This window comes from Mesorhizobium sp. M0894 (genome assembly GCF_040319725.1).
In the GTDB taxonomy this organism is placed as follows: Bacteria; Pseudomonadota; Alphaproteobacteria; order Rhizobiales; family Rhizobiaceae; genus Mesorhizobium.
Genome location: NZ_JAMYOG010000001.1, coordinates 610,140 through 628,715, shown reverse-complemented (window position 1 = coordinate 628,715; position 18,576 = coordinate 610,140). Strand labels below are relative to the sequence as shown.

Here is an 18,576-nt window from a genome sequence, read left to right as displayed (position 1 = left end):
AAAGTACGCTCCGCTCCGGTTCTCGGAACCTACCATTTTCGGCTCGGCCTGACCTGAATCTACCACTCCTCGGGGGCGATCGAGCGAATGAAGGGAGGGGCGTCGATGAAGATCGGCATGTGCATGCTGTTGTGGACGACGGCCGTGTCGAAAAAACACGAGCCGCTGTTGAGAGACATCAAGACGACCGGCTTCGACGGCGTCGAAATACCGGTCTTCTCCGGCGCGCCGGACGGCTACAAGAAGCTCGGTGATCTGCTCGACCGAATCGGGCTGCAACGCACCGCCGTCTCGGCCATGGGCGATCCGGCGATGAACCTGATCTCGCCGGATGCCTCGACGCGCAAGGCCGGTATCGACTACATGAAATGGGCGATCGACTGCGCGCAGGCGCTTGGCGCAGACACGTTGAGCGGCCCGTTGCATTCGACGCTCGGGGCCTTCTCGGGCAGCGGGCCGACGGCGGCCGAGAAAAAACGTTCGATCGCTTCGCAACGCGCTATTGGCGACCATGCCGGCAACAAGAGCGTCACCATCGGGCTGGAGGCGCTCAACCGCTTCGAATGCTATCTGCTCAACACGATGGACGATTTGTCGGAGCATATCGACGCGATCGACCGGCCGCACATCAAGGCGATGTACGACACCTTCCATGCCAACATCGAAGAGGCCGACCCGATCGGCGCCTATACACGCAACCGCAAGAACGTCGTCCATATCCACATTTCGGAGAACGACCGCGGCGTGCCGGGCCGCGGTCACATCCCCTGGAAGGAGACTTTCTCCGCCATCCGCGAGAGCGACTATGACGATTGGCTGACGATCGAGGCGTTCGGCCGCTCGCTGAAGGATCTGGCCGCGGCCACCAAGGTGTGGCGCGACTTTTCCGAAGGCCCGGAAGCTGTTTACCGCGACGGCTACAGGCACATCAGGAGCGGCTGGAAGAAGGCGGCCTAACTGCCGCCGGCGCAACGCGGCCGTCACCCCTGGCCGGCCTGGATCCTGTTGTAGTCGTGGATCGTCCTGCTCAAGCGGCGGCGCAGGAAATTGGAAATGTTGTCGAAGATGAAAACGACGAGCAGGACCAAGAGCACCATGTAGAAGACATTGGCCCAGTTGGAGTTGGTGCGCATCGCTTCCCAAAGCTTCAGGCCGATACCGCCGGCACCGACAGCGCCGATGATCGTTGCGCCCCTGGTGTTGGATTCCCACTGGTAGAGCGTCTGGCTGATGAAGACCGGAATCACTTCCGGCAGCACGCCATAGCGCTGCACCAGCAAGCCGTTGGCGCCGGTCGACTGGATGCCCTCGCGCGGCTTGTCGTCGATGTTCTCAAGGCCTTCCGAATAGACTTTGCCGAGCGTGCCGATCTCGGTGAAGAAGATCGCGGCGCTGCCGGCCAGCGGGCCGGGGCCGAAGGCGCGGGTGAAGAACAGCGCCCAGATCAGCATGTCGACCGAACGCATGAAATCGAAGAAGCGCTTGAGCACCTGACTGATCACGCCGCTCGGGGTGATGTTGCGGGCGGCAAAGAAGGCGAGCGGGAAGGCGACGATGCCGCCGAGCAAGGTGCCGAGAAATGCCATGACGATGGTCTGGAACAGCTTCGTCCAGACATCGCCATGCTGCCATTGGGCGTTGTTCCAGATGTTGTCGCCGGCCAGTGCCAGATTGGATGTGCCGGGCTTGAGCTGGGGTCCGGACATCAGCAACGAGACCACCTCGCCGGGCGACTTGCCGAAGAAGGGCGAGCGTGTGTCGAAGACGAAATTCGCCCAGCCGAGGAAGCGCTTGCGGACCTTGACGCGATCGACGGTTATGCGGACCTCGCCGGCAAAGCCCATCTTGGCGACGATTTCGTCGTCGTGTGCGGTGATCCAGTCCGGCACCAGGCCGGATATCACCGGCTTGCCGCTGGCCAAGGACACCGGCACCGTCTGGCCATTGGCGACCAGCATCGCCTCGGTCTTGTCGAAGGTAACCGATTTGGCCCGGCCGTCGATCAGAATGGTGTAGGAGCCGTTCGCACTGGTGATGACCCAGTCGGGATGAGGATCTTCGCCGAGCGCGGAAAAACGCGGGTATTTGGGCGTGATCTGAGGCTGATCGAGACGGAATTCCGGCTGCAGATCGTAGCTGATCCATTGCGTCAGAAAGAGCGGCAGGCGTTCCCAGTGCGATTCCCTCAGCACTTGCGGCAGGTTGAAGAACCACAAGGCGTAGAGGAGGTAGAGCAGGATGCCGGTGAACAGGACCAGCGGGCCGAAGCGTTTGTACAGGGGCCGCCGGAACACTTGGGGAAAGCGCTCCTCGATCGACCACATCTCATCGGCGGTCATTGCGGCCATGGGCAGTCTTCTTGTTGATTTGCCATGATCTTTTCCAAAAACCGGAATCCACTTTTTGGGATCATGGTCAGGCACCCATCATGAATGCCTGCTCACCGACGAGCTTGCGCCTTAGCCAGGCAGAGAACTGGTCGACGAGGAAGATCGTCGTGAACAGCAGCAGCACCAGTGCCAGCGTTTTGGCGCCGAAGCCGCGCGAGATGGAGAGCTTCAGTTCCTCGCCGATGCCACCACCCCCGACCGCGCCGATGATGGTCGAGATGCGGACATTGATCTCGATCCTGAGCAGCGTGTAGGACGTGAAATTGGGCAGCACTTGCGGCAGGCCGGCAAAGCGCACGCGCTCGAACCAGTTGGCGCCGACCGCGCGCAGGCCTTCTTCGGCGCGCATGTCGATGTTTTCGTTGATCTCGTAGAAGAGCTTGCCGAGGGCGCCGATGGAATGCAGGCCGATGGCGATGATGGGCGCGACCGGGCCGGTCGAGAGGATGGCTGCGAAAAGGCCGGCAATGACGATCTCCGGGAAGGCGCGAAGCAGTTCCATGAAGCGCTTGACGACGAGCCTGAGCACCGGACTGGGCGTCAAGTTGCGCGCGGCGATGAAGGAAAAGGGCACCGCAAAGACGAAGCCGATGAAAGTGGAAACCAGCGCCACGTTGAGCGTGGTGAGCATCAGCTCGAAATATTCGGGTAGATAAAAGCCGCCCCAGAGATAGATGCGGCCAAGCGGGAAGTTGAACTCCTGGCTGCCTTTGTCGTGCGGCGATGCGATGTCGAACAGCGCGCGCCAGACGTCATTCCAGTCCTTGGGAACAAGCCAGCTAAGGAAATCCAGTATGTGCGGCAGCCGATCGAAGAAATGTCCGGCATTGGCCTCGTCGGCGAACCACATGGCTGTGCACATGGCGACAAGCAGCAAGCCGATGCCGAGCGCGGTGTAGAACCGGCGCAAGGACGTCTGGCGTCGCCAGGTGTCGGCCGTCCGCCGGGTCGCGTCTGAACGGATCGTGGCTGAGATGGTCATGATCGGCATGCAAAAAGGGCGGCGCTGGTAAGGCCGCCCTTTTCAATTGCATTCACCCGCCGATCGCCGCTTTGCGGGCTTCGACGATGACGCTGTAGAAGTCCGGCTTCACTGGAACGTAGCCGGTGAAATCGCCGCCTTCGATGGCTTCGAAGCAAGGCTTGTCCTTGGCCGGCAAGCTGGTGAAGAAGTTGGCGAGCTTGGCGCTCATATCGCCGCCGAGCGCGGTGCGCACGACCAGCGGGCCATTCGGGATCAGGCCGGAGCGCCAGACTTCGACGAAGTCGTTGGGGTCGACGGCGCCCTTGGCGACTTCCTTGTGGAAGGTGCCGGACGTGTAACCGTTCTTGAAGTCGCCGATGCCCGAGGAGTCGTCAACCGCCACGTCGACCTTGCCGTCGCGGACGGCGAGAAGGTTGTTCTCGTGGCCGCCATTGAACTGGGTCGAGGCGAAGAAGGTTTCGTTCGAAGCGCCGGTGTCCTTCGGGATCTGGGTCAGCGGATCAGATAGCCCGACGTCGAATCCGGGTCGGCATAACCGAGCTTCTTGCCCTTGGCCGATTTGATGTCGGTGATGCCGGACGACTTCAGCGCCAAGCCTATCGAATAATAACCGGTCGCACCGTCGGTCTGCTGGGTGGTGAGGATCGGGGTCACCGCGTTCGGATCCTTGAGGTAGACGCTGGCATAGCCCGACGCACCAAGCTCGGCGAAATCGAGCGTGCCGCCGAGCAGGCCCTGGATGACGCCGTCGTAGTCGGCGGCCGGGAACAGCGAGACCTTCTCGAAGCCGAATTCGGACGTCAGGTGATCGGCGAGGCACTGAAAATTGCGCAGCCGGTCCGCTTCATTTTCACCGCCAAGGATACCGATGCGGAATTCCTTGATATCCTGGGCGTGAGCGGCACTGGCCGCGATGGCGAGCAATGAAACCGCGCCAAAAACCATCTTCCTGAACATTGGGTCTCTCTCCTTTGATCCGGCCTCGCGCCGGTTGCGATCGAATTTTGACGAGTGCCTTTGACGCGGGCGGCGATCAGGCCGTTCTCAATAACCAGGAAACGCTGGCTCGAGCGGTCCGGCGGATGCAGCGATTTTCTGTTTGATGGCGACACTGGTCGAGGTGATGGCCTCGGAGATTTCGCCGCCATTGCTGTCGGCGCCATAGACCATGCGCACCGCCTCGCGATTGAGGTCTTCGGGCGGGCCGTCGAAGACGACCTTGCCGGCGGCCATGCCGATGATGCGGTTGCAATAGTTGCGCGCCGTATCCAGCGTATGCAGATTGGTGATGACGATGATACCCTCGCGCAAATTGATATCCTGCAGCGAATCCATCACCACTTTGGCGTTGAGCGGATCGAGCGAGGCAATCGGCTCGTCGGCGAGCAACACCTTCGGCTGCTGCATCATGGCACGCGCGATCGCAACGCGCTGCTGCTGGCCGCCGGAAAGCGTGCCGGCGGGCTGCAGCGCGGTGCGGGCGATGTCCAGGTGCTCGAGGGCTGCAACCGCCTCGGCGCATTCGTTGCGGGAGAACATGCCGAACAGGTTGGACAGGGTCGAGCGGTGGTTGAGCCGGCCGAGCAGCACATTGGTCAGCACATCGAGGCGCGGCACCAGATTGAACTGCTGGAAGATCATGGCACAGTCGCGTTGCCAACGCCGGAGCGGCGAGCCGCGCAACCCGGAAACCTCGACGCCGTCGAACAGGATGGATCCCTGGCTGGGATCGATGAGGCGGTTGATCATGCGCAGAAGGGTCGATTTGCCGGCGCCGGAGCGGCCGATGACGCCGACCATCTGTCCTTGCGGGATCGAGATGTGAACATTGCTGACGGCGGTGTTCTTGCCGAACCGGCGGGTGACGCCGCGGATTTCGAGCGTAGCTGACATGGTGCAGGCTCCAGTCCAATCGCAATTGAAGGTCTGTTAACCCTCGCTAGCGCAGCTACGTGAACCTGCGGTGTCTGATTGATGTCAGTTTTGTTACCGCCCACAGCCTGGAGCGGGGCGGGATCAACTCGGCGCGAGAAGCTCGAATGGTGAATGGTGATAAGAAAGGCTTTCCTGAGCCTCGAAATTTATTCGCTGCCCGCCATTACCATTCACGATCCTTAGCCACCATACTTCTCCAGAAAAGCCTCCGCCGACAGCTCCCGGAAATCGTCGAGCGCGGCGCGCAGCCTTGCATGATCCCAATCCCACCAGGCGAGCGCCTGATAGCGCTCCGCGGTGCGGCGGTCGAAGCGCTCGCGGATCGGCTTGGCCGGTGCGCCGCCGACGATGGTGTAGGGAGCGACGTCCTTCGATACCACTGCGCCGGCACCGACCGCCGCACCGTCGCCAACGGTGACGCCGGGCAGGACGGTCGAGCCATGGCCGAGCCAGGTGTCGTGGCCGATGGTGACGCGTTTGGCGCGGCGCTGAGCGAAGAATTCGCTCTCGTGCTCGGCGTCGTCCCAATAGTCGGAGGCGCGATAGGTGAAATGGTGCAGCGTCGGCCGCCAGGTCGGATGATTGGTGGCATTGATGCGGACGCTGGCGGCGATGTTGGCGAATTTGCCGATTGTCGCGCACCAGACGCTGCAGTCCTGCATCATGTAGGAATAGTCGCCGATCATGCTTTCCGAAACTCGGCTTCGGTCGGCGATCTCGGTCCAGCGGCCGAGCGTCGAGTTCTCGATCTCCGCCGTCTCGTGGACCAGCGGGGCCTCCGACAATTTCCTGGTCATGCGGCGATTTTCCCAGCGGCGAAGGCGGTCACGTCTATGATGCGATCGGCGACGGCTTCGCGCACGTCGTAATCGTGGAAGATGCCGAGCAAAGCGACGCCCGCCGCCTTCTTGGCGGCGATCAGGGAAATCACGACGTCCCGGTTCTTCGCATCAAGCGAAGCGGTCGGCTCGTCGAGCAGCAGGATCGGATGCTCGGTGATGAAGCCGCGCGCGATGTTGACGCGCTGCTGTTCGCCGCCGGAGAACGTCGCCGGCGGCAGCGCCCAGAGTTTTTCCGGCAGGTTCAATTGGGCCAGCAAGTCGCGTGCCTTGCCGCGCGCGGCTTCGCGCTCCTCGCCGCGCTCGACCAGCGGTTCGGCGACGACATCGAGCGCCGAGACGCGCGGCACGGTGCGCAGGAACTGGCTGACATAGCCGATCGTGAGCCGGCGCACGGCTAGCACGGTGCGCGGGCTGGCCGTGGCGAGATCGATGAGCCCGTCCTCGTGCTGGACGATGATCTGGCCTGCGTCGACGGCATAATTGCCGTAGAGCATTTTCAGGATCGAGCTCTTGCCGGCGCCGGACGGGCCGCCGAGCACGGAGCATTCGCCGGCCCTGATCGCGAACGAGACGCCGGCGACGACAGGCAGTTTGATGCCGTCGCGCAGATGCATGGTGAAGCTCTTGGCGACATCGGAGACGACGAGCGGGGTTGCCATCAGAAGGACCTCCAATCGCCATTCGTTTGCGGGCCAACACCCCCCTCTGGCCTGCCGGCCATCTCCCCCTCAAGGGGGGAGATGGGCTGTCGCATTCGGTTTCGCCATTCTCCTGTGTCGCAGAACGGGCGGGACATAAAAGCTGCCGATCTCCCCCCTTGAGGGGGAGATGGTCGGCAGGCCAGAGGGGGGTACGCCAGAGCAATCATCGTCACACCTGCAGAATCGAGGAGACAAGCAACTGGGTGTAGGGCGCGCGCGGATCGTCGAGGACGCGGTCGGTGAGGCCGCTTTCGACGACGCGGCCGTCCTTCATCACCATCATGCGCTGCGACAGCAGCCTCGCCACCGCAAGATCATGGGTGACGACGATGGCCGCGAGACCGAGGTCGGTCACCAGCCCGCGCAGCAGATCGAGCAGGCGCGCCTGCACTGAGACATCGAGGCCGCCGGTCGGCTCGTCCATGAACACCAGCCGCGGCCCGGTGACGAGGTTGCGGGCGATCTGCAGGCGCTGGCGCATGCCGCCGGAAAAGGCGCGCGGCTCGTCGTCGATGCGGTCTTCGTCGATCTCGACACGCGACAGCCAGTCGACGGCCGTCGCGCGGATTTTTCCATAGTGACGGTCGCCGACCGCCATCAGCCGTTCGCCGACATTGGCGCCGGCCGACACCGTCATGCGCAGCCCGTCGGCGGGGTTCTGATGGACAAAGCCCCAGTCGGTGCGCATCAGGAAGCGGCGCTCGGCCTCGCTCATGCGGTAAAGCTCACGGAACTGGCCGTCGCGCATGCGGTAGCTGGCGGTGCCGGAGCTGGGCAGCAGCCGAGTCGACAGGCAGTTGAGCAAAGTCGTCTTGCCGGAACCGGATTCGCCAACCACCGCCAGCACCTCGCCCGGCCACAGGTCAAAGGTGACGTTCTCGCAGCCGACGCGCGCGCCGTAGAATTTGGACAGCGCCGAAACGCGCAGCAGCGGTGCGTCGGTCATTCAGCTGGCTCCATTTTTCCTGGGGCAAGATGGGTCTCGGGCGCGAGGTGGCCGCGATGGCCTTCGGCGCGCCGCTTCTCGCAATGATCGGTATCGGAGCAGACGAACATGTGGCCGCCATGGTCGTCGAGGATGACCTCGTCGAGATAGACGTTCTCGGCCGCGCACAGCGCGCAGGGCTGGTCGAAGGTCTGCACTTCGAAGGGATGATCCTCGAAGTCGAGGCTGACCACCTCGGTAAAGGGCGGCAGTGCATAGATGCGCTTTTCGCGGCCGGCGCCGAACAATTGCAAAGCCGGCGAACGATGCATCTTCGGATTATCGAATTTCGGCGTCGGCGAGGGGTCCATGACATAGCGGCCCTCGACCTTGACCGGGTAGGCGTAGGTGGTGGCGATGCGGCCGTGCTTGGCGATGTCCTCGTAGAGCTTCACATGCATGAGGCCGTATTCCTCCAGCGCATGCATTTTGCGCGTCTCGGTCTCGCGCGGCTCGAGGAAGCGCAGCGGCTCGGGGATCGGCACCTGATAGACCAGCACCTGACCGGCACTCAGCGGATATTCAGGGATGCGGTGGCGCGTCTGGATGATGGTCGCCTTGGCCGTCTCGGTGGTGACGGCGACATTGGCGACCTTCTTGAAGAAGGCGCGGATCGAAACCGCATTGGTGGTGTCGTCGGCGCCCTGGTCGATGACCTTGAGTACATCGTCCGGGCCGATGATCGAAGCGGTGACCTGCACGCCGCCGGTGCCCCAGCCATAGGGCATCGGCATTTCGCCCGACGCGAACGGCACCTGATAGCCGGGGATGGCAATGCCCTTGAGGATGGCGCGGCGGATCATCCGCTTGGTCTGCTCGTCGAGATAGGCGAAGTTGTAGGTGGCGATGTCGGTCGGTTGTCCGGTCATTCGGCGGCCTCCCTCTTCTCTTCGGCCTTGCCGGCGTTTTCGCGGGCGTCGTGCGCGGCGCGCATGCGGCGCACGAGGTCGAGCTCGGCCTGAAAATCAACATAGTGTGGCAGCTTCAAATGCTCGACGAAGCCGGTCGCCTGGACATTGTCGGAATGCGAGATGACGAACTCTTCGTCTTGCGCGGCGGCGACGACATCTTCGCCGAATTCGGTTGCACGAAGAGCGCGGTCGCATAGCGCCATGGCCATCGCCTTGCGCTCGCTCTGGCCGAAGACGAGGCCGTACCCGCGGGTGAATTGCGGCGGCGCCTTGGCCGAGCCCTTGAACTGGTTGACCATCTGGCATTCGGTGACGCGGATGCTGCCGAGCGGCACGGCAAAGGGCAGTTCCGGCACGTCCAGTTCCAGTTCGACCTCGCCGATACGAACCTCGCCGACGAAAGGATGGTTGCGCGCATAGCCGCGCTGGGTGGAATAGCCGAGCGCCAGCAGAAACCCCTCGTCACCGCGCGACAGCGCCTGCAGGCGGATATCACGCGCCATCGGGAATTCGAGCGGCTCGCGGGTGATGTCGCCGGGTACATGATCCCCGGGCATGTCGCCGTCGGGCTCGATCAGGCCTTCACGGGCGAGGATGGCGGACACGCGCGGCATCGCCTCCGCCTCGCCTGCACGCTGCTCCGGTTCAGCGACATCGCCGCCGGCGGCAAGCTCGGGGTCGAGCAGCCGGTGGGTATAGTCGAAAGTCGGGCCGAGCAGCTGACCGCCGGGCAGGTCCTTGTAGGTCGCCGACACCCGCCGCTCGACCAGCATTGTGCCGGTGTCGATCGCCCTGGTGTAGCCGAAGCGCGGCAGCGTCGTGCGATAGGCGCGAACCAGGAAGATCGCCTCGATCATGTCGCCGCGCGCCTGGACGATGGCGAGTGCCGCCAATTCCCTGTCGTAGAGCGAACCTTCGCCCATCACGCGGTCGACGCCGAGCGCCAGCTGCTCAACGATCTGGTCGAGGCGAAGTGCGGGCACCGAGCGGTCGCCGCGCCGGCGGTCGGCGAGCAATTTGTGGGCGTTGCGGATGGCCGCTTCACCGCCTTTTACCGCGACATACATCCTACGCCTCCATCGTCTTAATGCGCGTCGTGCGCGGCAGGCAGGCAATTGCGTCGGACGTGGCGAGGATGATGTCGACACCCCGCGGAAAGCGCTGATTGTTCTGCTTCCATTGCTCGACGAAATGACGCGGCATTTGCGCCGGCGCGATCGTCGCCGTCTTCTCGATGCCCGGGCCTTCGAGCAGCAGCGGAGCGCCGGAGACGAGATCGCCGACCTCAAGGATCAGCGTCGTCGAACGATCGGGATAATCCTGGGTGCCTTGCGAAAACCCGTCGAGCGCCATCATCTCGGCCGGCGTGGCAATCTGCGCGAAATGCGCGTCGGCCGGGGTGTTGGCCAGCGGCGCGCCGGTATGGAAGCCAAGCCAGGATTTCACCGCCGCCGACCCCTGCAAAGCCGGGTCGAGCCAGAGCGGCGTGTCGTTGTCGCACAGCGCCAGAGCAATGGCACCGGCGGTGGCCGACAGCGGCACGGGGGGGTGGGCGAGGGCCGGCAAGGGCTGCACGCTGCCCGGCCGCGCCATCGCGTCCATCACAGCGCGGAATACGGTCTGCGCGTTGAATACCGGATCGGCGAAGCCGCCTTCGATCGATTGAGTGGCGAGGTCCATCAGTCTTCTCCGCGCACCATTGTGAAGAAATCGACCTTGGTCGCCGCCGTCTCGGCGCGGCGCTGGTCACGGGCCTTGGCCAGTGCCGCCTGCAAGGGCGCGACGAGCCTGGTCTCGACCCCGTTGCGGTGGGCCGGGTCCTGCCACAGCGCATCGGCGATTGCTGCCAGCCTTGCCTTCTGCTTGTCGCGGCCGAGCGCATAGCAGTGGCCGACATGGCCGGACGCAAGCCGCACCGTGGCACGGGTGACCGTCGCCTCGCCGACATTGAACGGCGCGCCGCCGCCGCCGATGCGGCCGCGCACGGTAACCAGGCCGGTTTCGGGGCCACGCAGAAGTTCCGCTTCACAAGGCAGGCCGGCTTCGTCCCAGAGGCGGACAATGTCGTCCCCGGCCGATTGCGCCAGCGTCGCCATTACGGCCTTGCGCTCGGCCTGCTCTCGCGCTTCCCGTCCTCGCATGGCCGCTACTCCTCGTCTGCGTGCATTTGTCGATTGATATAGACAACTATACAAATTATATCCATTATCTAGCGCGTGTCTATGACGTGTACGTGACACGGGCCAAAAGGTCGGCGCAAAGATTGGGGCGGGAAATGATCGGGCAAGCAAACAGCATCGAGCGGCGCAGCGGTGTCGCGCTATGGCGGCAGATCGCCGACCAGATCCTGCACTCGATCGCCGTTGGCGATTTTCCCGAGAATGCCGCGCTGCCGCCGGAGGTGGCACTTGCCGAACGCTATGGCGTCAACCGCCATACGGTGCGCAGCGCTATCGCAGCCCTGGTGCAGGAGGGTGTGCTCAAGGCGGAGCAGGGGCGTGGCACCTTCGTGCTGTCGCGAAAGCGGCTGTCCTATCCGATCGGCGCCCGCACCCGCTTTTCCGAGGGATTGCAAGGACAGGCGTCCGAGCGGCATATCACCTTGCTCGCCTCATCGGTCGAGCCGGCCAACCGTCGTGTCGCAGAGGGCTTAGGCCTTGCGCAGGGGGCCGACGTGATACGCCTGGAAACGCGGGGCGAAGCCGATGGAATGCCGGTGTCCCGCGCTGCCGGCTGGTTCGATGCCAGGCGCTTTGCCGGCATCGATGCTGCCATGGCAGAAACCGGTTCGATCACGGCATCGCTGGCACGTTTCGGCATCGACGACTATCTCCGGCAATCGACCGTGCTGTCGGCGCGCCATGCCGATGCCGCCGACCTTGCCGACCTCGACCTGCAGCCCGGCGCCATCGTGCTGGTGACGGTCGCCGTCAACGTCACGCCCGACGGTCAGCCGATCCAGTTTTCGGAGTCGCGCTTCCCGGCCGAGCGCATCGAACTCAAACTGTCGGCGCTTTGAGACGCGGCTATCGTTGTGTCATCCGACCTGGATGACCGCCTTGATCAGCCCGGATTTCTCATGTGCCCAGCGGGCGAGGTCGCGCGGCGTCTCGCCAAGCGTGGTGCGGTGGGTGACTAGCTTTGCCAGCGGCACCGCACCGTTGCGGATTGAAGCGGCGACATGGTCGAAATCGGCGCGCAGAGCGTTGCGGCTGCCGATCAGCATCATCTCGCGCTTGTGGAATTCGGGATCGGAAAAGGCGATGTCGTCCTTGACGACGCTGACCAGCACCAGCGTGCCGCCATGCGCGACATGGGCGAAGGCCGACTGCACCGACTGGGTGTTGCCGGTGGCGTCGAAGACCGCGTCAAAACCATCGCCGTCGGTCGCCTGCCGCACCAGATCAGCGGCGGCGCCCTGCGAGCCGTTGAGGGTCGCGAAGCCGAGTTCGCTTTCGGCGAAACCCAGCCTCTCGGCACTCATGTCGAGCAGCGTCACGTCGAGCCCGGCGATGCGGGCGAACAGCGCCGTGCCGAGCCCGATCGGGCCGGCGCCGATGACCAGCGTGCGCGCACCTGGATCAGCCAGCGAGCGCCGCACGGCATGGGCGCCAATCGCCAGGAATTCGACGGCTGCCGCATCGCCCAGCGACAGGCCGTTTGCCGGATAAAGATTTTGCGCCGGCACCAGGATCTGCTCGCACATGGCGCCGTCGCGATGGACACCGAGCACCTCGATCCTGACGCAGCAATTCGGCTTGCCTTGCCGGCAGGCGATGCATTTGCCGCAGGCGAGATAGGGATTGACGATCACCGGCTCGCCGACGGTGAGATCGACGCCCTCGCCAACCTCGATCACGGTGCCCGAAACCTCGTGGCCCATGATGCGGGGATAGGCGAGGAACGGGTGCTTGCCGTCGAAAATGTGATAATCGGTGCCGCAGATGCCGACATGGTTGACCGCGACCAGCGCCCAGCCCGAGGGCGGCGCGCCAGGCGCCGGGCGATCTTCCAGGACAAGTTCGCCGGGCGAGCGGCAGACGACGGCTTTCATGCTTCAATCCAGTCGGTTCATGGCACCGCCGGCTCTGCTGTTGCGAGGCCGGCGGCTGTTAGGGGGCGATCTATTTGCCGCGGCGGCGCAGCCCGTCGAAATAGACGATGACGATGATCAGCACCCCGGTGATGATGCGCTGCCAGAAGGCGTTGACGTTGAGCAGATTGGCGCCGTTGTTGATGGTGGCAAGGATGAAGGCGCCGAGCAGCGGCCCGTGCACGGAGCCGACAGCGCCGAACAGCGACGTGCCGCCGATCACCGAAGAAGCGATCGCCTGCAATTCCCAGCCCTCGGCCTGCGTCGGATTGCCGATGCCGATGCGCGACGCGAGCAGCACGCCGACGAAGGCCGCACACAGCCCCGACAACGTATAGGCCATGTAGATTGTGCGCTGGACGTTGACGCCCGACAGACGCGATGCCTCGGCGTTGGAGCCGACCGAGAACAGGTAACGGCCCCAGCGGCTGTGGTGCAGGAAGATGTAGGCCGGAATGCCGACCAGGATCACCATCCAGAACAGATTGGGGACGCCGACGAAGGAACTGCGCGAGAACGTCTGGAAGGCGTCGTTGTTGATCGAGATCGAGTTGCCGTTGGTCATCAACAGGCCGATGCCGCGCAGCGAGGTCAGCGTCGCCAGGGTGATGATGAAGGGTGGCAAGCCCATCTTGACGATGCCGAAGCCATGGAACATGCCAATGGCGACGCCGACCAGCAAGGTAATCAGGATGGCTAGGAAAACCGGTGTGCCGGCGTTGATCAGCATCGCGACGATGACGGTGGCGAAGCCGACAACGGCGCCGACGGAAAGGTCGATGCCGCCGGTGATGATGACGAAGGTCTGGCCGACCGCCAGGATGGCGATCATCGACCCTTGCCGCAACAGGTTCGAGATGTTGTTGGCCGAGGCGAAGCTCGGCGTCGCCACCGACAGGATGATCCACAAAAGAACCAGCAGTGCCAGCAGTGTCAGCCCGAACAGGGCGTTGTAGTTGCGTTTCGGCCTTTCGGCGGCGATCGCCTCGGTGCTCATATCCGTCCTCCCGGTCTTTCTTGTTTCTCGGCCAGCGCCTGGGTGAGGATCTCCTCGTGATCAGCGGTACGAAACCCATGAGTGGCCACCAGCTTGCCGCGCCGGAACACATGCAGCGTGTCGGCGAGCTCATAGACCTCGGGCAGGTAGGACGAGATCAGGATGATGCCGGCGCCCTTGGATAGCAGCGCGCCAAACAGGCGGTAGATCTCGGCCTTGGTGCCGACATCGACGCCGACGGTCGGCTCGTCGAAGATGAACAGCTTGGCGCCGTGCGCGAGCCATTTGCCGATGACGATCTTCTGCTGATTGCCGCCGGACAGGCTGGAGGCCAGCGCACTTCGCGTCGGCGTCTTGATGCGCAGGTCGGCGATCTGGCGATCGGCCTGGGCTTTTTCCTGCGCGCGGGAGATCAGCAGATTGCTTGAGATGCGCTTGTAGATCGGCAGATTGAGGTTGAGCCCGACCGGCAGGTTGAGGCAGAGGCCTTGGTCGCGGCGGCTTTCCGGTGCCAGCGCCATGCCGAGCCTGATCGCGTCATGTTCGGAATTGACCTTGACCTCCTTGCCCTCCCAGAGGATCTGGCCGGCCGATTTGCGGTGGCGGCCATACAGCGTGGTAACGAATTCGCTGCGGCCGGCGCCGATCAGGCCGTAGAGGCCGACGATCTCGCCGGCGCGGACGGACATCGAGACATTTTCGAAACCCTTGCCGGACAGGTTCCTGGTCTCTACAAGCATCGCGCCCGGGGTGAAATGCTCCTTGTGGTAGACCTGCTCGATCGAGCGGTTGATCATCATCTTGACCAGCTCGGCGTCATTGGTCTCGGCGATGTTCCTGGTGCCGACCAGCGTGCCGTCGCGCAGCACCGAGACGCGGTCGGCGAGCTCGAACACTTCTTCCATGCGATGGCTGATGTAGATGATGGTGACGCCTTCGCCCTTAAGCCGGCGGATCAGCGTGAACAGCTGGTCGGCCTCCTTGCGGGTCAGATAGGCGGTCGGTTCGTCGAAGATCAGGAATTTGGTGCCGCGCACGGTGGCGCGGGCGGCGGCGATCAACTGCTGCTGACCGATGGTCAGGTCACCCAGCATGACATGCGCCGGCAGGTCGAAGCCGAGATCGTCGATGATCTTCTGCGCCTGCCTGACCATAGCCCGCTGCTGCAGGATGCCGAAACGGGAATCCTCCTCGCCGAGGAACATGTTGGCGGCGACGGTGAGATGGCGGCACAGGACGACTTCCTGATGCACGGCATTGATGCCGAGCGCCATCGCCTCATGCGGCGTCGCCAATGCGGCAGGCTTGCCCTCCCAGATGACGTCGCCGGAGGTGCGCGGCATGACGCCGGTCAGAAGCTTGATCAGGGTGGATTTGCCGGCGCCGTTCTCGCCGACGATGGCGTGGATCTCGCCGGCCTTGAAGGCGAGGTCGACCGGCTTCAGCGCGTGAGTGCCGGGATAGCGCTTTTCCAGCCCGCGGAGTTCGAGGATGGTCCTGCCCGGTTCAAGCGTTGGGGCCGGATGGAGTTCCTGCGCCGTCGACATCATGACAATCCTCCCAGATTGGCCCCCAAAGATTGGCCTCGCGATTGGCACGAGTGGGATGTTTCCGGGGCGAAAAGGCCCCGGAAACAGTTCACAGTGGCGATGCTCAGTCGAGCTTCGGGTTGAGCAGCGCGTCGATCTTCGGATCCTTCATGTTGGCCTTGGTGACCAGGTTGGCGCCGGTGTCGACATTGGCTTCGACCTTCTCGCCCTTCGAGGCGGCAAGCGCCGTCTTGATGCCGTCATAGCCCATCCGGTACGGATCCTGGACGACGAGCGCCGAAATGACGCCGTCATTGAGGAACTTGATCAGCTTCTCGTCGCTGTCGAAGCCGACCAGCCCGACCTTGCCTGCGAGGCTGTTCTCGGCGATCGCCTGACCGACGCCCTGCGCCATGATCAGGTTGGAGGCGAAGATGCCCTTGAGGTTGGGGTTGGCGGTGATCAGGTCGGTGGCGATGTTGAGGCCGGTGGTGGCCTGGCCGTCGGCGTATTTGTCGGCGACCAGCTTGAGGCCGGGATATTTGGCGGCGAGTTGTTCTTTGAAGCCCTGGGCGCGCTGTTCGAGCGAGCCGGCGCCCGGAAGCGCGGTGATCAGGGCGACGTCGCCCTCGACCTTGCCGCCATTGGCTTCGCCGATGGCTGCGGCAAGGCCGTCAGCGGCGACGCGGCCGCCCTGAATGTTGTCGGTGGTCAGGAACGAGGTGAAGGCCTTGGAGTCGGCGCCGGAGTCGATACCGATGATCTTGACCTTGGTGGCGGCCTCGTCGATCGGCTTGCCGAGCGCCTTGGCTTCGGTCGGTGCGATGACGACGGCGGCCGGGTTGCCGGCGACGGCATTTTCGAGGATCGAGATCTGGCCGTTGACGTCGGTCTCGGCCTGGGCGCCGAGCTCCGGCACGTTGACGCCCAGGTCCTTGCCGGCCTTGCGGGCGCCGGCCAGGACGATCTGCCAATAGAAGGACGTGGTGTCCTTGACGATGATCGGAATGGTCACGTCGGCCGCGGATGCCGGGGCCGAATGCATCACGCCGGCAAGCATCGAGGCGGCTGTGAGTGCCACGAAGGCGCGGCGATTGAGAATGCTGGTCACGAATTTCATTAGGAGTCCTCCCTAAGTCGCCCGGTGAATGTTATGGAAGCTCCATTCGGATGGCGCGGCCCAAACGGAACTTTATCAATAAAAAACATTTACCGCATTTTGATAGTGCATCAACTCAGTCGGCGCAAGCGCTGTTTGATGCCTGCCTCGGATGGCTGGGCGGAAGAGTTCTTTCTGTCGGAACTCCGCTGCCAATCTCCTCCAATATCCCGCATGGAATATTAATTCCATCACTCAGTCAATATGGAATGTTCATTCTTTTTTTGGGAGTGTACGAACTGCGACACCTGGCGATCACGTCAGGTGTTCGCGACTGTCGCGAGCGGTCCGGCTTAGAGCGTCGCGCCGAGGTGCCAAGGCACGAACTCGTTGTCGCCGTAGCCGAATTCCTCGCTCTTGGTCTTGCGGCCCGAAGCTGTCTCGACGATCAGTTCGAAGATCTCGCGGCCCATGCCGGCAATGGTCTTTTCGCCCGAGGCGATGACGCCGCAATTCACGTCCATGTCCTCTTCCATGGTGTGGTACATGGTCGAGTTGCTGGCGACCTTGATCGACGGCGTCGGCCGGCAGCCGAAGCAGGAGCCGCGGCCGGTGGTGAAGACGATGACGTTCGCGCCACCCGCCACCTGGCCGGTGGCCGAGACCGGGTCGTAGCCGGGCGTGTCCATGAACACCAGCCCGTGCCCGGTGACCTTTTCGGCATAGCCGAAGACGCCGTTGAGCGGCGTCTGGCCGCCCTTGGCGACCGCGCCGAGCGACTTTTCCAGGATGGTGGTCAGGCCGCCGCGCTTGTTGCCCGGCGAGGGATTGTTGTCGATGGATGCGCCATGCTTGGCGACATGGTCTTCCCACCATTTCACGTAGCCGTCGAGCTTGGCGGCGATCTCGGGAGTTGTGGCGCGATAGGCAAGCAGGTGCTCGGCGCCGTAGATCTCCGTCGTTTCGGAGAGGATGCCGACGCCGCCGACGCCGGCCAAAATGTCGACGGCCGCACCCAGCGCCGGGTTGGCAGTGATGCCGGACATGCCGTCGGAGCCGCCGCATTGCAGGCCGACGACGATCTCGCTGACCGGGATCGGCTCACGCTGAAGCTTGCCGACCTCTTCGGCGATCTCGGCCAGCACGACCAGCGCCTTCTCGACCGATTTGCGCGAGCCGCCGGCTTCCTGGATGTTGAAATGGCGTTTTCCCGCGGCGACGCCCTTCTGGCCATAGAGGGTGAGCTGGTTGACCTCGCAGCCGAGCCCGACCATCAGCACGCCGCCGAAATTCGGATGACGTGCATAGCCGGCCAGCGTACGGTGCAGCACCATCATGCCATCGCCGGTGGCGCTCATGCCGCAGCCCTGGCCGTGGACGATCGGGACGAAGCCGTCGATGCCGGGATATTGCGGCAGAAGCGTGCGGTTCGCCGCGTCGGCGATGGCATGGCAGACGGTGGCCGAGCAATTGACGCTGGCGAGAATGCCGATGAAGTTGCGCGTGCCGGCACGGCCGTCGGCACGGCGGTAGCCCATGAAGGTGCGGGCGCGGTCGGCCTCGGTCGCGTGCACGGCCTCGCTCGGCGGCACCACCGGCAAACGCCCGCTTTCGAAGACCAGATTGTGCGAATGGACATGCTCGCCGGGCGCGATATCCTGCGTGGCACGGCCGATTGCCTGGGCGTATTTGACCACGGCTTCGCCGGCGGCAATCGGCTTGATCGCCACCTTGTGGCCCGGCTCGATCAGCGCGGCGGCGGCGGCGCCGCCCGGCAGTACGGTGCCGATCTCGATGCGGCCATTGGCGACCGCGACATTGTCGGCGGGAGACAGAAGAATGCTGTTTGCGGCGTTCACGGGAGCTTCCTGGGTATGTTCCTGGGTGCGCGAGCGGATTGACACGCGGCTCTTAACATATAATGTCTTTTATCGTGAAAAAACATTTTTGCGTCAATTGTTTTTTCGCCAGAGCGCGACGCGTCTTTTGGATGCGCGACGTAGGCTCTACAACCAAAACTAGCGTTGCGCATGATGTTTTCCGAAGCGATTCCGATTTCATGCGCGAGAAAAGCTTCACGCCGGCCGCAAACGCCGGCGCGCCACGGGG

17 protein-coding genes and 1 pseudogene are annotated in these 18,576 nt (G+C 63.6%); 2 read left to right on the top strand and 16 right to left on the bottom strand.

The window, feature by feature from the left end; all coding sequences use genetic code 11:
* The first annotated feature begins 105 nt into the window (after positions 1 to 105).
* Positions 106 to 957 carry a sugar phosphate isomerase/epimerase family protein gene (locus tag NKH91_RS03110; protein ID WP_352483631.1) on the top strand — a complete coding sequence of 284 codons (852 nt, stop codon included), beginning with the start codon at positions 106 to 108 and terminating at the stop codon, positions 955 to 957.
* A gap of 23 nt (positions 958 to 980) precedes the next feature.
* On the opposite strand, the gene phnE (NKH91_RS03105) is transcribed toward NKH91_RS03110, so the two are convergent.
* The 11 genes and pseudogenes from phnE (NKH91_RS03105) to phnG all read right to left on the bottom strand — a co-directional run bounded on the left by phnE (NKH91_RS03105) (position 981) and on the right by phnG (position 10,890).
* Positions 981 to 2,348 (bottom strand): phosphonate ABC transporter, permease protein PhnE, encoded by a 1,368-nt coding sequence (gene phnE, locus NKH91_RS03105; protein ID WP_352847311.1) that lies wholly within the window; start codon positions 2,346 to 2,348, stop codon positions 981 to 983.
* Positions 2,349 to 2,415: 67 nt separating this feature from the next.
* Complete coding sequence (gene phnE, locus NKH91_RS03100; RefSeq protein ID WP_352847313.1) at positions 2,416 to 3,372, bottom strand: phosphonate ABC transporter, permease protein PhnE; 957 nt, start codon at positions 3,370 to 3,372, stop codon at positions 2,416 to 2,418.
* Positions 3,373 to 3,424: 52 nt separating this feature from the next.
* A pseudogene (phnD, locus tag NKH91_RS03095) lies at positions 3,425 to 4,332 on the bottom strand (phosphonate ABC transporter substrate-binding protein).
* A gap of 87 nt (positions 4,333 to 4,419) precedes the next feature.
* Complete coding sequence (gene phnC / locus NKH91_RS03090) at positions 4,420 to 5,268, bottom strand: phosphonate ABC transporter ATP-binding protein (RefSeq protein WP_352789288.1); 849 nt, start codon at positions 5,266 to 5,268, stop codon at positions 4,420 to 4,422.
* A 221-nt stretch (positions 5,269 to 5,489) separates the two neighbouring features.
* Complete coding sequence (locus tag NKH91_RS03085) at positions 5,490 to 6,107, bottom strand: DapH/DapD/GlmU-related protein (protein WP_352847316.1); 618 nt, start codon at positions 6,105 to 6,107, stop codon at positions 5,490 to 5,492.
* Positions 6,104 to 6,811, bottom strand: a complete 708-nt coding sequence (gene phnL, locus NKH91_RS03080) for a phosphonate C-P lyase system protein PhnL (protein ID WP_023721973.1) — start codon at positions 6,809 to 6,811, stop codon at positions 6,104 to 6,106. Before phnL ends, NKH91_RS03085 begins: the two co-directional genes overlap by 4 nt.
* A gap of 211 nt (positions 6,812 to 7,022) precedes the next feature.
* On the bottom strand, positions 7,023 to 7,799 hold the full coding sequence (phnK, locus tag NKH91_RS03075) for a phosphonate C-P lyase system protein PhnK (RefSeq protein ID WP_023721972.1): 777 nt from the start codon (positions 7,797 to 7,799) through the stop codon (positions 7,023 to 7,025).
* Complete coding sequence (locus NKH91_RS03070) at positions 7,796 to 8,707, bottom strand: alpha-D-ribose 1-methylphosphonate 5-phosphate C-P-lyase PhnJ (RefSeq protein WP_352847318.1); 912 nt, start codon at positions 8,705 to 8,707, stop codon at positions 7,796 to 7,798. The genes phnK and NKH91_RS03070 overlap by 4 nt, the downstream gene beginning before the upstream one ends.
* Positions 8,704 to 9,816 carry a carbon-phosphorus lyase complex subunit gene (locus tag NKH91_RS03065; protein ID WP_352847320.1) on the bottom strand — a complete coding sequence of 371 codons (1,113 nt, stop codon included), beginning with the start codon at positions 9,814 to 9,816 and terminating at the stop codon, positions 8,704 to 8,706. Before NKH91_RS03065 ends, NKH91_RS03070 begins: the two co-directional genes overlap by 4 nt.
* 1 nt (position 9,817) lies before the next feature.
* On the bottom strand, positions 9,818 to 10,429 hold the full coding sequence (gene phnH, locus NKH91_RS03060) for a phosphonate C-P lyase system protein PhnH (RefSeq protein ID WP_352847323.1): 612 nt from the start codon (positions 10,427 to 10,429) through the stop codon (positions 9,818 to 9,820).
* Complete coding sequence (gene phnG / locus NKH91_RS03055; protein ID WP_023721968.1) at positions 10,429 to 10,890, bottom strand: phosphonate C-P lyase system protein PhnG; 462 nt, start codon at positions 10,888 to 10,890, stop codon at positions 10,429 to 10,431. Before phnG ends, phnH begins: the two co-directional genes overlap by 1 nt.
* Positions 10,891 to 11,024: 134 nt before the next feature.
* On the opposite strand from phnG, the gene phnF reads away from it, so the two are divergent.
* Positions 11,025 to 11,768: a phosphonate metabolism transcriptional regulator PhnF gene (gene phnF, locus NKH91_RS03050; protein ID WP_352483624.1), complete on the top strand. Its 744-nt coding sequence runs from the start codon at positions 11,025 to 11,027 to the stop codon at positions 11,766 to 11,768.
* Positions 11,769 to 11,786: 18 nt separating this feature from the next.
* On the opposite strand, the gene NKH91_RS03045 is transcribed toward phnF, so the two are convergent.
* The 5 genes from NKH91_RS03045 to NKH91_RS03025 form a co-directional block, all read right to left on the bottom strand.
* Entirely contained in the window at positions 11,787 to 12,803 is a 1,017-nt protein-coding gene (locus tag NKH91_RS03045; protein WP_352495512.1) for a zinc-binding alcohol dehydrogenase family protein, read from the bottom strand.
* Positions 12,804 to 12,873: 70 nt separating this feature from the next.
* A complete protein-coding gene (locus tag NKH91_RS03040; RefSeq protein WP_352483622.1) occupies positions 12,874 to 13,839 on the bottom strand; it encodes an ABC transporter permease in 966 nt (321 codons plus the stop codon).
* The gene (locus tag NKH91_RS03035; protein WP_352847327.1) at positions 13,836 to 15,389 is read right to left on the bottom strand and encodes a sugar ABC transporter ATP-binding protein; all 1,554 of its coding nucleotides are present in this window, start codon (positions 15,387 to 15,389) and stop codon (positions 13,836 to 13,838) included. Before NKH91_RS03035 ends, NKH91_RS03040 begins: the two co-directional genes overlap by 4 nt.
* Before the next feature lie 103 nt (positions 15,390 to 15,492).
* Positions 15,493 to 16,488, bottom strand: coding sequence for an ABC transporter substrate-binding protein (locus NKH91_RS03030; protein ID WP_023721963.1), 996 nt, complete (start codon positions 16,486 to 16,488; stop codon positions 15,493 to 15,495).
* 332 nt (positions 16,489 to 16,820) lie between these two features.
* Positions 16,821 to 18,326, bottom strand: a complete 1,506-nt coding sequence (locus NKH91_RS03025; RefSeq protein ID WP_352847330.1) for a UxaA family hydrolase — start codon at positions 18,324 to 18,326, stop codon at positions 16,821 to 16,823.
* Between the last annotated feature and the right edge of the window lie 250 nt (positions 18,327 to 18,576).

Coding starts and splice junctions, on each gene's coding strand:
- NKH91_RS03065 (WP_352847320.1), bottom strand. CDS start 9,816: ATGTATGTCGCGGTAAAAGGCGGTGAAGCGGCCATCCGCAACGCCCAC.
- NKH91_RS03070 (WP_352847318.1), bottom strand. CDS start 8,707: ATGACCGGACAACCGACCGACATCGCCACCTACAACTTCGCCTATCTC.
- phnG (WP_023721968.1), bottom strand. CDS start 10,890: ATGCGAGGACGGGAAGCGCGAGAGCAGGCCGAGCGCAAGGCCGTAATG.
- phnH (WP_352847323.1), bottom strand. CDS start 10,429: ATGGACCTCGCCACTCAATCGATCGAAGGCGGCTTCGCCGATCCGGTA.
- NKH91_RS03030 (WP_023721963.1), bottom strand. CDS start 16,488: ATGAAATTCGTGACCAGCATTCTCAATCGCCGCGCCTTCGTGGCACTC.
- phnK (WP_023721972.1), bottom strand. CDS start 7,799: ATGACCGACGCACCGCTGCTGCGCGTTTCGGCGCTGTCCAAATTCTAC.
- NKH91_RS03085 (WP_352847316.1), bottom strand. CDS start 6,107: ATGACCAGGAAATTGTCGGAGGCCCCGCTGGTCCACGAGACGGCGGAG.
- phnE (WP_352847311.1), bottom strand. CDS start 2,348: ATGGCCGCAATGACCGCCGATGAGATGTGGTCGATCGAGGAGCGCTTT.
- phnL (WP_023721973.1), bottom strand. CDS start 6,811: ATGGCAACCCCGCTCGTCGTCTCCGATGTCGCCAAGAGCTTCACCATG.
- NKH91_RS03035 (WP_352847327.1), bottom strand. CDS start 15,389: ATGATGTCGACGGCGCAGGAACTCCATCCGGCCCCAACGCTTGAACCG.
- phnC (WP_352789288.1), bottom strand. CDS start 5,268: ATGTCAGCTACGCTCGAAATCCGCGGCGTCACCCGCCGGTTCGGCAAG.
- NKH91_RS03045 (WP_352495512.1), bottom strand. CDS start 12,803: ATGAAAGCCGTCGTCTGCCGCTCGCCCGGCGAACTTGTCCTGGAAGAT.
- phnE (WP_352847313.1), bottom strand. CDS start 3,372: ATGACCATCTCAGCCACGATCCGTTCAGACGCGACCCGGCGGACGGCC.
- NKH91_RS03040 (WP_352483622.1), bottom strand. CDS start 13,839: ATGAGCACCGAGGCGATCGCCGCCGAAAGGCCGAAACGCAACTACAAC.
- phnF (WP_352483624.1), top strand. CDS start 11,025: ATGATCGGGCAAGCAAACAGCATCGAGCGGCGCAGCGGTGTCGCGCTA.
- NKH91_RS03110 (WP_352483631.1), top strand. CDS start 106: ATGAAGATCGGCATGTGCATGCTGTTGTGGACGACGGCCGTGTCGAAA.